Below are 12,281 nucleotides of genomic sequence, written 5' to 3'. Positions count from 1 at the left end.
TCTTGAACATTTTTGAACATTTTAAACTTTTAAACCTTGGCTTTGCCACACCCTCCAGTTCTCTTCCGCCTGTATCAGCAGCATATCATAGCCGTTCATGATGGTGGCACCATTGGCCTTGGCCAGGCGAAGGAATTTTGTTTCGGCCGGGGTGTAGATGAGGTCGTAGCAGTAATGTTTGCTATGGATAAATTTATAAGGCAGATCGGGTGCCGCGTCTGTATCGGGCGTCATTCCAACAGGAGTGCAATTGATGATCACTGTGTATTCTGCAAGCAGGGATTCATCAATATCGTAGTAACTGAGCTCCTCTGCTCCGGGTGAACGCGAAACAACTTTGAAAGGAATATGCAACTGATCAAGTGTATACTTCACCGCATTGGAAGACCCGCCGGTGCCGAGTACCAGGGCTTTGTTGTGGTGTGGCTGAAGCAGCGGAACAAAAGACCGTTCAAAACCGGTCACGTCGGTATTATACCCTTTCAGTTTTCCGTTGGAAAATTTTATGCAATTCACAGCCCCGATTCTTTCAGCTGCATCGTTCAGTTCGTCCAGGAAAGGGATCACCGATTTTTTGTAGGGAATTGTTACCGCCAGCCCTTTAAGCTCAGGCTGATTGCGCAACAGGGCAGGAAATTCATCGATACTTTCTATAGGGAACAGTTCAAAAAAACAATCGCCCAGGCCTTCCTGCTCAAATTTTTCGTTGAAATATTTCTTTGAGAAGGAATGCCCGAGCGGAAAGCCGATGAGACCGTAAAGTTTCATTCAATGGAAGTTTATTATACAGGTTCAAAAGGTTCAAAAGGTTCAAAAGGTCAAAAGGTCAAAAGGTTGTTGAACCTTTTGACCTTTTGAACCTTTTGAACTCTTTAAACTTTCTTATCAAGATAAAGCTCAAACGTATCCCCCCGAAGGCCGATGCGCATTGCTTCCAGTGCTATCACTTCGTGAGGTGCTATGTTACCGAGGTTTACATTACAACCGATCAGTTCGAGGAAATACAGCTGTTGTGCTTTTTGCGGAGCTTCCCAGAGGATCTTTTCTTCAGGTATCTGGGTAAGTATCTCCTGTACCAACCCTTCCCTTACTTCACCGGTTCCGCGGTAGATACCCACGTTTCCGGCTTCCCTTGCTTCAGCAATCACGTATTCTGCTCCTGCAGCCAGCTCGGCCCGCATCAGTTCGATCCATTTGTAGGGAGGAATGATATGTGCGGCATCCTTGCTACCCACCTCGCTCAGCACTATTCCATGTTTTGACAATTTTTCGATATACCCGCATTTTTCCGAATGTGGAATTGTGATAGAACCATCACTTACTTCCATATAACTTACACCGTATTCTTTACAAACGCTGATATAATCATCTACCTGGTTGCGGATCAGGAAGGCTTCAAACAGCGTTCCGCCGAAATATACCGGCATGTTGTGCTCGCGGTAAACTTCGAGTTTCGCCTTAAGATTAGGGGTAACGAAGGAGGTACCGAAACCCAGTTTAACTATATCTACGTGTGGAAGGCCCACATCCATCAGGTTTTTTGCTTCCTGGGTGCTGAGCCCCTTGTCCATTACCATGGTAAGTCCGTGCGTTCTTGGTCGAACGGTGCGTTCAGGAATTTGCGTAAGGTTAAAATTCATAAAATGCTATCGTGTTTTGAGGACGCAAAGATAATGCAGATGTATGATGTATGATGTATGATGTGTGATTTCTTTCGGGTGAGGGTTTTTGAGTTGGGAAAATTGTGAGGTTTAGGGGTATAGCGTTAAATAAAAATCGCCGCTGACAGAAGCAACGGCGATACTATTTTAACCTTCCTTCCGGAAGACATCATACATCATATATTTACAACGATTTTTTCTTCTTATACCGTGCAATGATATCCACCACCTGCTGGTGCTGCAATATAGCCGGATTGATTTCGATGAATTTTTTGATGAGCTTCGGACTCTGGGCCATGCCGTTTTCGAGGTACACGAGTGCTTCCTTGAATTTGCCATTAGCATACAAAAACATGCTTTTGTAAAACAAAAAGATCGGTTTGCCTTCTGTCTGCTCCAGTGCAAACTGAGAATATTCGATCCCGTCTTCGTACAGGCCGGCCAGATGCAGGCATTTGAGGAGTTCTGTCCAGCCGTTGAGATTTTTTGGCCTTACCCTTACCACGTTGCCAAAATAAGTGATGGCTTCATCAAAATTATTCAGCTGCATATAACACTGACCGAGCGCCAGGTTATATTCCGGCTGCATCTTGTGCATTCTGGCAGCTATCTGGAGGCTTTTGATGGCATTCTGCCAGGATCCTTCATTCATATAGGTTCCGGCAATCTTGTAATGCATCTGGCTGTCTTCCTGGTTGAGATGGCTCGCTTTTTTATAATTGAACCTCGCCTGGGCGAAATTGGCCATTTTATCATAACAATGACCGATGGCTTCATAGATCACATACTCCGGCCTTGCCAGTTCCAGTACCTTTTCGAGCACTTCTATGGCATCTTTGTATTTGCGCAGGCGCAGATAAGCATCGCCGAGATTGCGGTAAGCATAGTCGAATTTTTCGTCGATCGCTACTGCATACAGATAGGCTTCAATAGCTTTTTCGTGTAATTTGATCCCCTGGTAAGCTGCGCCAAGGTTGAACCAGGCCAGTTCATTGAATGGATATTCTTCCACAATGCCCTGGTGCAAACGGATACTTTCCTCATTCCTGCCGGTAAAATCGGTCCAGAAGCAGATCTTGTATAAAGCTTCCTCATTATTGGGGTCCTGCCGAAGGATCATTATCAGGCAATCAAATACCTTTTCGAAATTTTCGTAATCGTCGTATACGTCGGCCAGTTCAAATAACAGATCCAGCTTTTCGTCACCCTCAAAGTTGATGATGGCTGTTTCCAGTACCTCCGCGGCCTTTTCCTGCATATCGAGTGCCAGGTAAACATCCGTTTTGAGTATATAAAGGGAAGTTTCGTTGCTATCCAGCAGTTCAGCCTTTTCCAATGTGGATAAAGCTGCCTGGTAATGACGTAAAATGATGAGCTGGTTGGCTTTCTGCAACAATAACGTGGAAGAATAGGGATATTGCTCCGTGGCGTACTCCGCAGCTTCGAGCGCCTGCTTATATTGCTCTTTTTCGTCTAAATGGTCTATAATCAGTTCAAAGCCATCTTCTTCAATAAAAGAATTGGGCTTACCGGCCTTAAGATTCTCGTATTGGATTAATAAAGCTTTTAACTCCTCTCTGTCCTGGCGATAAGGGTATTTACTCATGTATTTGTGGTAGGTTATTGTAATTTATGCAATATTGATTAAAAAAAATTGTTTTCTAAACAATATTAATTATTAACATACGTTGTAAAACTATATGTAGAAATATTTGATGAACGGCATCCGGATTGTAAAAAATTTAGTATATTTGTAACAGAATAATTAACACAAAATGAGCAACCTTAAAAAAATAGCACTGCTGGCCTTTCTGATGAATGGTATCATGTTCTCTTCCTTCGCGGACAGAGGCGTGAGCAAGAAGGCTAAAACCAAGGTTACGCTCAACATAAATACCACTAATTCAGGCTTTTCCAACAATCTTTCTTTCAATCTTAAATCAGGATTGAAATATAAAGGTTCCCTTTTATCAGGTACCACAAAAACCTCTCCTACTACTATAATACAAAATAATGTGGTTACTTACCAGAAGGGAAATTCAGTTTATGTGATCCCTTACAAACAAAAGATTATTGTTCCGGAAGTTCGCCAGGGCTATACTGGTATGAAACTGATCATAAAACCGAATTTATAAAAGAACTTATTTGATAAAAAAATCCCGCCTTTGGTGGGATTTTTTATTTCACTTCGTCATTGGGGTTGCACCCCATGACGAAGATAGATTTACCCCCTTCGGGGTTTGCATTCTTAATTCGTAATTGACTAGTTTCCTTTTTTCAACTGCTGGTTCTCCTCATACGTCATTACCCTGTAGCCAGTCCTCGGTTCTTCAAATTTTGCAGAAGCAACCGCTTCATAGCTCACTTTCGACAATGTGTATTTGAAAGTGAGGTTGCCGGATTTTATTTCATATTGCACCGGCAAGCCAGGCAACTGGTCAAATGAATTGTTGTACTGACGGTTTGCGATCGTAATATCAGGAGTGAAATAAATGTTGAATGTTTTACCATCCTGCATAGTGGCCGTGGCTTTTTTACAATCGTAACCACCCATAGATACGATAGCGGGATCGATGGTAAATTTCAGGTTATCGTTCCATTGATTCTTTTGCGCCCAGTTTTCTTTGGTAGCAGTGATCATCAGTTTCTGCCCGCTGTATTCACGCAGAATGAAGCCCTTTCCTTTTTGATTGTCATACACGGTCGTTTCGGTACCCAATGAACTTGTCATATCCGACCTGCTGAGTGTAGGCTTGAGGGAGATCACCAGTTGCGCCCCGGTAAGATTATTTCCGATCGCGTTTGAAGATGATTCGATAGCGATATTATAAGTGACAACACCTTCCGATAATTGTTTCTGTGCAAAGCTTTTATTGCCCATCGCAAAAACAAAAGCCAGCAACCCGATCCTGTAAATGAATTTCATAGTTTCCTTTTATAGTTTAAAGATAACGTAATCTGTAACCTTGAAGTTGTTTGGACTGCCGTAAATTAAAAACTGCACTAACAGGTAGTGCAGTTTAAAGTTATTTTAACGTTTGTTTATTTTTTCGTGGATTTATTTTTTTGCTCCTGCAGTTTTTTCTGTTGTTCCTGCATCGCTTCCATTCTTTCCGCCAGCTTCGATTTCTTTACCGGCTTTTTGCGGTTTTCGGCTATCTGCGCCAGTATCTTATCGTGGTTGATAATGTATTTCTGGATCACTATCTGCAGAATGAGCGTGATAGAATTCGACACGGTATAATACCAGGTCAGTGCAGCCGGCAGGTTGTTGAACACGCCCAGCAAAAGCACCGGGAAAATGTACGGCATGTATTTCATCACAGGATTGTTATTATCCTGCATGTTGTTCATGCTGTAGATGGAAATGATGAGGCTGGTGATCACCGCTGTGAGCGTGAACAAACTTACGTGATCGCCATAAAATGGAATAGAGAAAGGCAGCTTCGCGATACTATCGTATGCAGCCAGATCCGATGCCCACAGGAAGTTCTTTCCACGCAGGTCGATATTTGACTGGAAGAAATAATACAGCGACATGAAGATCGGTATCTGCAGCAATGCCGGCAGGCATCCGCCTAACGGGCTCACACCCGCGGTTCGCCAGAGTTTCATCTGCTCCATGCTGAAAGCCTGCTGATCGAGCTCGCCGGTCTTGGGATCTTTAAACTTCTCCTTCAGCGCATCCACTTCCGGTTTCAGCACTTTCATTTTTGCACCACTGAGGTAACTCTTGTAAAGGATTGGCGAAGTGATCAGCCTGATGAGCAGTGTAAGCAACAGGATCACAATACCCATGCTTGCGATGTTACTTTGCAGGAAATTAAATACCGGCAAAAGGAAATGGCGGTTGATATATTTTACAAAAGAGAAGATGCCGCTGCCGTAAGGCACCATGTTCTGCATCTTGTTGTCGTATTTTTTGAGAATATTATAATCACTCGGACCATAATATAACTGCAACGGAACTACCGCTGACGGCCCGGCGGCAATCGCATAATGTGCATTCACTGTTGTACGTACGATGAAGGAATTGGTGTCGGCCGGGGCTTTCCATTCCACAGAAGCCGAACTGAATTTTGATTTTGCCGCCAATGCGGTAATGAAGAACTGCTGTTTGGTTCCGATCCAGTCTACCGGTTTGGTGAAATCTTCGGAGCCTCCTGAGCCCAGTCTTTCAAAATCGAATTCATTGTTTTTTACAAATCCTATCTCCGTCTGGGTAGCTTCATATTTATGATCCTTTTCAATCTGCTCCGCTTCCGTTTGCCAACGCAGGTTCAGCATATTGCCGCTAAAAAGATTATCAGCACCGTTGACCGAGATAGTAAAATCTATCATATAATCATTTGGCCTGATCGTATATTGGTGTATGATCTTCCTTCCTGTAGAATCGCCGGCTACAAATGAAACCGTCTGGCTCTTATCAGCATTCACCACTACAGGTTGCGCAGCAAAAAGGATATCAGAAGATTCGATTGTATGGTTTGAACTTTCGTTCACCTTATACGAAATATTGTTGAAGTTCCCTTGTTGTAAAACTACCTGGGTACTATCGAACTTTTTATAATTTTTCAGGACAACCCTTTGAGGTTGTGCTCCCTTTGTATCAAAAACGATTTTTACCAGCTCATTTTCCAATACTACAGAATCAGCTTTCAGGCCTGTTTGCTGAAAAGCGTTCTGGCTTTGCGCTACAGCTTTTGAAGTGTCGATCTGTTGATTTTGTTTTGCCTGTAATTGAGCAGCGGCCAATGAATCAGCTTTTCTTTTGGCTACCTGTACCGGTTCATTTTCAAATGCCTGCCTGCTTTTATTGTTGATGAAAAGCATGGCGACCAATAATACCCCTATCAGCACAAAACCGATCACCGTATTTCTATCCATTCCCATTTTACATGTTTTAAGGCAGCAAAGGTAATCAGTTTACTATTGCTTTGCAGCGAATTTTTTATAAAAGAAAATGCCCTTTTTCAAGGGCATTTTCATATCGGGATTCTTTAATCGCTTATTTTTTAGGAGCAGCAGCGGCAGCAGCAGGGGCAGCTTTACCGGCAGGTGCTTTAGCAGCACTTGCTTCTTCCTGTTTCAACTGACGTGTCATGGTTACAGCCGCGATAGGAATACGTGGAGAGTTCAATACTTCCATGTTTTCTGCCGGGATGTCCTCAACGCGAATGTTTTCGTTCAATTCGAGGCCAGAGATATCCACTTCCAAAAACTCTTTAAGGTATTTTGGCAAAGTTTTGATCTTGATAGCTTTCATTTTGGTTACCAGTTTACCACCCGCTTTAACACCTGCAGGAGTACCTACATATTTCAGCGGCAGTGTAGCGATAACTTTTTTATCATCTACCAGTTCCAGGAAATCCACGTGAGTCAAAGCATCAGATACTTTTCCAAATTGCAGATCTTTCAGGATGCAACGGTAAGTTTTACCATCCACTTTAATTTCTGCGATCATGAACTCAGAAGTATACACGATGTTTTTGAATGATGGAGCCGGAGCTGCAAAATTGATTTCTTCTTTACCACCGTAAATTACAGCTGGCACAAGATCCTGAGAGCGAAGTTGGCGGGTGGCTTTTTTTCCGCTTTCGGTCCTCAGTTGTCCTTCGATTGTAATCGTTTTCATTATATGTTCATTTTTTATGAGGTGCAAAAGTAGGGGAAAACGGCTGAAAAACAAGGGATAAAATAAGTTTGCCAGAGATTCACCACGTTCCTTTTACTGGAAACACCTGGTAACTCTCTGGCAACTATTGATATATAATCAGTTATAGTCTATTTATTCCTGAGGCGGCCACGGATGAACAAGCTATTGATGCTTTTATTTTCGTAAGCATTCCGCAAGGCTACCGCAAACAATTCATCAACAGACAGCACTTTTATCTTTGAAGATTTCTGCTTAAGTGGAATAGTATCACATACCACCAGTTCCTCCAGCACACTGTTTTCGATATTTTCATACGCTTTGCCGCTAAGTACAGGATGGGTACACAATGCCCTCACGCTTCTCGCTCCTTTTTCTTTCATCAGGGCGGCGCTTTTGGTAAGTGTGCCACCGGTATCGCAGATATCATCGATAAGTACTATGTCGCGGTCGGTCACATCGCCGATCACCACCATGCTGGCAATTTCATTCGCCCTTTTGCGGTGTTTGTCGCAGATCACCATATCGCATTCGAAGAAGGAAGCGATCTCCCTGATACGGTTGGCGCTGCCTACATCAGGTGCGGCGAAAGTGAGGCTTTTGAGGTTCAGGCTTTCGATGTAGGGAATGAAGATAGCAGAAGAATCGAGATGATCAACCGGTATGTCAAAATATCCCTGTATTTGCGGAGCGTGCAGATCCATCGTCACTACCCTGTCGGCGCCCGCAGCTACCAGCATGTTCGCCATCAGTTTGGAACCGATTGCCACCCTTGGCCTGTCTTTCCGGTCTTGCCTGGCATAACCATAATAAGGCACTACTGCTATCACTTTGTAAGCCGATGCCCTCTTTGCGGCATCGATCATCAACAGCAATTCCATCATATTATCAATCGGAGAAAATGTACTTTGTACCAGGAATACAAAACGGCCACGGATACTTTCCTGAAATTCGACACCGATCTCGCCATCACTGAATCGCTGTATATTTACTTTCCCCAGCGGTTCTCCAAACTTTTTTGCAATTTTTTCTGCCAGGTATTGAGAGCCGGTTCCGGAAAATATTTTAGCATTAGATTCCATGTCAATAAGAATTGGTGGTGGTGAACGATGTGCGAAAATACATTTAGTTTACATGAATTAAAATTTGATTTTTATGGAAAATTTAGATAAGGCTGTTTCAAAGCCTATCAAGCATTGGGCGCCAGACGACCAGCCCAGGGAGAAGATGATGCGCAAAGGCGCTGCAGCGTTGAGTAATTCTGAATTACTGGCTATATTGATCGGCAGTGGGAGGAAAGAAAAATCGGCTATCGATATCTCGAAAGAAATATTGCGAATGGGCAACGACAACCTGAATGAACTGGGAAAACTGTCTTTGAAATCTTTTCAGAAAATAAAAGGGATTGGGCTGGCAAGGGCCGTTGCTATAGCGGCTGCGCTTGAGCTGGGCAGAAGAAGGAACAGCGCCGATCTCATCGAAAAAATATCGGTGAAGAACAGCGGGGAAGTAGCCCGGTATTTACAGGTGATGCTGAAAGATTACCGGCATGAAGTATTTGCTGTGCTATACCTCAACAGGGCCAACAAGGTAAGAAACTTCGAAATAGTAAGCCAGGGCGGAATGACGGGCACAGTAGCCGATCCGCGGGTGATACTGAAACGTGCTTTGGAAGAGGAAGCCACTTCCATCATCCTTTGCCATAATCATCCTTCAGGCAACCTGAAACCGAGCCGTGCAGACAAGGAACTGACCATTAAAATAAAGCAGGCTGCTTCTTACCTGGATATCATCGTACTCGATCATATTATTGTAAGCGAAGAGGGATATTTCAGCTTTGCCGACGAGGGGCTGATATAAAAAGCCCCGGATTTATCCATCCGGGACTTCATTCTCAAAATTATTTATTTAGTACGGCTATATATTAGTTTAGTGCATCTATAAAAGCGATCAGTTTCGCTTCTTTGTTATCATCAAAAGATGCGTTGGCCAAAAATGCCTGGGCTTTTGCATTCCCTTTAAATTCTTCCCGAAGGAAATTCGCGTTTGGCTTTAGTTTTTTGTACCCTTTTGGAGCAGAATTATCTACATAATAATATTCATTCTTCAATTCGAATTGCTGAAGGTTTGTCTGTGCGATATTATCCGAAGCGGGTACCATTTCTGATCTATACGATTTATACAATCCGAACTTATTGCCATTGGTAAGGCGCTGAACAAAGAACTTCTTTTTGCCATCCAGCCGGCTGGCGTTTACAAACATAGAGGGTGTACCAAGTTTACCGAAAGTATCTTTATTGACCTGGAAAGAATCTACACCACTGAATTCCAGGTTGAGCAGTTTTGTATCGTTTTCTATAAGTACTCCGAATTTCTGATCATAGGTATCCCATACAACATTCACATTTCGGGCATATCCTACGTTCATGAAAACATCGGTTGCATTGGCGCCACGTAAAAAAGCAGAACTGCCTTTTACCCGGTAAACACCCATAGTACGATATGCCTCGGGATTGACACTATAGGGATCTACTTTTCCTCCCCTGTTGTTCAGAGTGAACGTGAGGTCTGGCCCCAGGTTTACAAAATCCGAAATCTTTTCACCTACTACGTGCTGGAATCCCTGAGACGATGCCTCGCTGGTTTTAAGCACGGAAAAAGCCAGTAAGGCAAAACTGAAATAAACTTTAAGCATTTTCATAACAATTGATTAGTGTTGAGTTCTCTTAAAGTTACGCATAATATTTACTTATTCAAAGCATCGAAAAAGCGTACATATTTTAATTCTGTCTTAGCATCAACGCTGAGTGCCTGCAATGCGGCCGCGTTGTCTTTAAAATCCTTTTTCAAAGTGCCTTCCTTCCTGATCCTTACAAATTCCTTCCTGGTACTCATATCCATGTAATAATACTCCGGTGTGATCTCAAATTCACGAAGGCTGGTCTGAGCCAGGTCCAATGCAGCGGGACGCAGTTCTGTCTTATATAACTTATATAAATTGAATTTTGAGCCATTGGTAAGCCGTTGCAGGTAATACTTCTTCGATGGTTCGTAGCGGCTTGCATTTACAAAAAAGGCCGGTGCTGATACTACTGCAATATCATCGTTGGTCAACTTTACAGAAAATGAATCGAGCTGATCCAGTTTGATATCCACTACTTTGGAATGGTCTTCCTGCAACACACTTACTGTTTGTGTATTAGCATCGTATACCAGGGGCATATCAGCAGCAAAACCGAGATTTGTATAAATATCGCTTTTGTTGGCTCCTTTCAGCACATAAGAATTACCCTTTACTTTAAAAGCCCCCACATTCACAAATTCATCGTTCATGCGGTTTGCACCCTGTAATGCACTGCTATTGATAAAAGTCATACTGGCAGGTAGCTGCGCATCAGCCACAAGGCTGGAAAAAATAGATAGTATCGCCAGAGCGATGAAGCTCGCCCGGGAGAATTTTCCTGTGGTCATCATAATGTTTGATTAATTGGTTAAACTAAATTCTCTATCCATTTAAAGATGAGCGTCTGTAGGTGCATATCTCAAATTTTAAACCATTTGCAGGATGCCCGCTACTTAATTTGCTCCTAAAGAGTTAAACTCTTATGCCTCTGCAGTAGGGCCACCAAAATTAAAAGGGATTTCCACGGCTTCCAGATCCTGGATATTGCCGTTGGCGGCTTCAAATTTTTGAACATTATCGATCATTGCCTTCATCAGCCTTTTTGCATGGAATGGGGTCATGATGATCCTGCTCTTCACTTTACTTTTGGGTGCCCCGGGCATCACATTTACAAAATCCACTACAAATTCTGCATGGCTGTGGGTGATGATGGCAAGGTTGGCATAGGTTCCTTCAGCTGTTTCTTCGGAAATTTCTATGTTCAACTGGTTTAAATTTTCTGGCTGATTGGTCATACTCTTTTTTTTCAAAGGTAAAAGAAAAGAGCCCCTTGCGGAGCTCTTTCTCTAAAATTAATCTTATAATTTCAATTATGGCCTTGGACCAACATAAGTGAATTTTTGTGTCCACTCCCTGTTAGCTGCCGGGTTGAAAGTACCGTTAGAATTGTAGTTATAGCCGTACTTAGCATAGATGATCTTGTTGGTTGGATCGTAATGAGAATCAAAATCTAATGCCATCTGATAGAACGTAACTGCTCCTGAATATGCATTTTGAACAGTTACTTTGTTAGTAACAGCATCGAACGTATACTCTGGTTCCTGTGAACTAAAGTAGCTCAATGCGCCGCCCAAAACTGATGGTGGAGCGTAAGCATTTGCTGCAGGGAAGAACAATTTACAAGATGTACCACTTGTAGTTACCATGTAAACAGGAACGGTTGTACCTGTGTAACCAGGGTTTGAACTTGGATGGTAGTTTTTGAATTCAAGTGTATACTCCCCATCGTAGTCATTCTTAGCACCAATAGTGGTAAAGTAGCTTCCGAAGTTAGTGCTCAGAGTATACCCTGATTTATCAACACTTGCCAATTTGAAGTACAAACCATAAGTAGTAGATGGGTCGAAATTGATAGCATTGGTAGTGATCTTGAAAGATACTTCTCTTTCACCTTTTGGAATGGTTACTTTAAAACCAGTAGCAGGTAATGTGAAAAAAGAGTTGGGTAGTTTTACTACTGATTTGTCATTTGCATCGTTATAATCTTCTATAAAAGCTGCGGTTCCGGCAGTATCAAGTGTAACTGTGATATCTTCAGTTGCCGGCTCTTTCGATGCCAAACGAACGTTTACTACAGAAAGCTGGATGGAAGCATCCACGAAATCCGCCGCTGCCCCACCTTCATGAGCAAGAGAATTATACACCCCTAATTCGATGATCTTGCCACTTTCGATACCGGTATGACCGTATACGTGATCGTCGAACTCCTTGTCTTTAAGACAAGAGGTAAAACTTACTACAACAGCTGCTGCAAGAAGTGTTTTAAAATATTTATTCATTTTTA

13 protein-coding genes are annotated in these 12,281 nt (G+C 42.7%); 2 read left to right on the top strand and 11 right to left on the bottom strand.

Features of this window, described 5'->3' with window-relative positions:
- Positions 1–21: 21 nt before the first annotated feature.
- The 3 genes from EGI32_RS20010 to EGI32_RS20000 form a co-directional block, all read right to left on the bottom strand.
- Positions 22–768: a shikimate dehydrogenase gene (locus tag EGI32_RS20010; protein ID WP_255157441.1), complete on the bottom strand. Its 747-nt coding sequence runs from the start codon at positions 766–768 to the stop codon at positions 22–24.
- A 104-nt stretch (positions 769–872) separates the two neighbouring features.
- Positions 873–1,640 carry a phosphosulfolactate synthase gene (locus tag EGI32_RS20005; protein ID WP_255157440.1) on the bottom strand — a complete coding sequence of 256 codons (768 nt, stop codon included), beginning with the start codon at positions 1,638–1,640 and terminating at the stop codon, positions 873–875.
- 205 nt (positions 1,641–1,845) lie between these two features.
- Positions 1,846–3,267 carry a tetratricopeptide repeat protein gene (locus tag EGI32_RS20000; protein WP_255157439.1) on the bottom strand — a complete coding sequence of 474 codons (1,422 nt, stop codon included), beginning with the start codon at positions 3,265–3,267 and terminating at the stop codon, positions 1,846–1,848.
- A 169-nt stretch (positions 3,268–3,436) separates the two neighbouring features.
- Between EGI32_RS20000 and EGI32_RS19995 the strand changes: the two genes are divergently transcribed.
- The gene (locus EGI32_RS19995) at positions 3,437–3,796 is read left to right on the top strand and encodes a hypothetical protein (RefSeq protein ID WP_255157438.1); all 360 of its coding nucleotides are present in this window, start codon (positions 3,437–3,439) and stop codon (positions 3,794–3,796) included.
- A gap of 128 nt (positions 3,797–3,924) precedes the next feature.
- Here the strand turns inward: EGI32_RS19995 and EGI32_RS19990 are convergent, their stop codons facing one another.
- The 4 genes from EGI32_RS19990 to EGI32_RS19975 all read right to left on the bottom strand — a co-directional run bounded on the left by EGI32_RS19990 (position 3,925) and on the right by EGI32_RS19975 (position 8,396).
- Positions 3,925–4,587, bottom strand: a complete 663-nt coding sequence (locus EGI32_RS19990) for a hypothetical protein (protein WP_255157437.1) — start codon at positions 4,585–4,587, stop codon at positions 3,925–3,927.
- Positions 4,588–4,703: 116 nt separating this feature from the next.
- Positions 4,704–6,554 carry a membrane protein insertase YidC gene (gene yidC / locus EGI32_RS19985; RefSeq protein WP_255157436.1) on the bottom strand — a complete coding sequence of 617 codons (1,851 nt, stop codon included), beginning with the start codon at positions 6,552–6,554 and terminating at the stop codon, positions 4,704–4,706.
- A gap of 115 nt (positions 6,555–6,669) precedes the next feature.
- Positions 6,670–7,296, bottom strand: a complete 627-nt coding sequence (locus EGI32_RS19980; RefSeq protein ID WP_255157435.1) for a 50S ribosomal protein L25 — start codon at positions 7,294–7,296, stop codon at positions 6,670–6,672.
- 149 nt (positions 7,297–7,445) lie between these two features.
- A complete protein-coding gene (locus tag EGI32_RS19975) occupies positions 7,446–8,396 on the bottom strand; it encodes a ribose-phosphate pyrophosphokinase (RefSeq protein WP_255157434.1) in 951 nt (316 codons plus the stop codon).
- 73 nt (positions 8,397–8,469) lie between these two features.
- On the opposite strand from EGI32_RS19975, the gene radC reads away from it, so the two are divergent.
- Complete coding sequence (gene radC, locus EGI32_RS19970) at positions 8,470–9,174, top strand: DNA repair protein RadC (RefSeq protein WP_255157433.1); 705 nt, start codon at positions 8,470–8,472, stop codon at positions 9,172–9,174.
- A gap of 64 nt (positions 9,175–9,238) precedes the next feature.
- On the opposite strand, the gene EGI32_RS19965 is transcribed toward radC, so the two are convergent.
- From EGI32_RS19965 to EGI32_RS19950, 4 genes are all read right to left on the bottom strand, one after another.
- On the bottom strand, positions 9,239–10,015 hold the full coding sequence (locus EGI32_RS19965; protein WP_255157432.1) for a hypothetical protein: 777 nt from the start codon (positions 10,013–10,015) through the stop codon (positions 9,239–9,241).
- A gap of 44 nt (positions 10,016–10,059) precedes the next feature.
- Positions 10,060–10,788 carry a hypothetical protein gene (locus tag EGI32_RS19960; RefSeq protein ID WP_255157431.1) on the bottom strand — a complete coding sequence of 243 codons (729 nt, stop codon included), beginning with the start codon at positions 10,786–10,788 and terminating at the stop codon, positions 10,060–10,062.
- Positions 10,789–10,917: 129 nt separating this feature from the next.
- On the bottom strand, positions 10,918–11,232 hold the full coding sequence (locus EGI32_RS19955; RefSeq protein ID WP_255157430.1) for a DUF3467 domain-containing protein: 315 nt from the start codon (positions 11,230–11,232) through the stop codon (positions 10,918–10,920).
- A 75-nt stretch (positions 11,233–11,307) separates the two neighbouring features.
- A complete protein-coding gene (locus EGI32_RS19950) occupies positions 11,308–12,276 on the bottom strand; it encodes a DUF1735 domain-containing protein (RefSeq protein WP_255157429.1) in 969 nt (322 codons plus the stop codon).
- Positions 12,277–12,281 lie beyond the last annotated feature (5 nt).

Source organism: Ferruginibacter sp. HRS2-29 (assembly GCF_024343615.1).
In the GTDB taxonomy this organism is placed as follows: domain Bacteria; phylum Bacteroidota; class Bacteroidia; order Chitinophagales; family Chitinophagaceae; genus Ferruginibacter.
The sequence above is the reverse complement of the archived record's forward strand: the minus strand, read 5'-3'. Positions and strand labels throughout refer to the sequence as shown.

Bases quoted from the DNA above. Each gene is read 5' to 3' on its own strand.
- EGI32_RS20010 (WP_255157441.1), bottom strand. From the start codon at position 768: ATGAAACTTTACGGTCTCATCGGCTTTCCGCTCGGGCATTCCTTCTCA.
- EGI32_RS20005 (WP_255157440.1), bottom strand. From the start codon at position 1,640: ATGAATTTTAACCTTACGCAAATTCCTGAACGCACCGTTCGACCAAGA.
- EGI32_RS20000 (WP_255157439.1), bottom strand. From the start codon at position 3,267: ATGAGTAAATACCCTTATCGCCAGGACAGAGAGGAGTTAAAAGCTTTA.
- EGI32_RS19995 (WP_255157438.1), top strand. From the start codon at position 3,437: ATGAGCAACCTTAAAAAAATAGCACTGCTGGCCTTTCTGATGAATGGT.
- EGI32_RS19990 (WP_255157437.1), bottom strand. From the start codon at position 4,587: ATGAAATTCATTTACAGGATCGGGTTGCTGGCTTTTGTTTTTGCGATG.
- yidC (WP_255157436.1), bottom strand. From the start codon at position 6,554: ATGGGAATGGATAGAAATACGGTGATCGGTTTTGTGCTGATAGGGGTA.
- EGI32_RS19980 (WP_255157435.1), bottom strand. From the start codon at position 7,296: ATGAAAACGATTACAATCGAAGGACAACTGAGGACCGAAAGCGGAAAA.
- EGI32_RS19975 (WP_255157434.1), bottom strand. From the start codon at position 8,396: ATGGAATCTAATGCTAAAATATTTTCCGGAACCGGCTCTCAATACCTG.
- radC (WP_255157433.1), top strand. From the start codon at position 8,470: ATGGAAAATTTAGATAAGGCTGTTTCAAAGCCTATCAAGCATTGGGCG.
- EGI32_RS19965 (WP_255157432.1), bottom strand. From the start codon at position 10,015: ATGAAAATGCTTAAAGTTTATTTCAGTTTTGCCTTACTGGCTTTTTCC.
- EGI32_RS19960 (WP_255157431.1), bottom strand. From the start codon at position 10,788: ATGATGACCACAGGAAAATTCTCCCGGGCGAGCTTCATCGCTCTGGCG.
- EGI32_RS19955 (WP_255157430.1), bottom strand. From the start codon at position 11,232: ATGACCAATCAGCCAGAAAATTTAAACCAGTTGAACATAGAAATTTCC.
- EGI32_RS19950 (WP_255157429.1), bottom strand. From the start codon at position 12,276: ATGAATAAATATTTTAAAACACTTCTTGCAGCAGCTGTTGTAGTAAGT.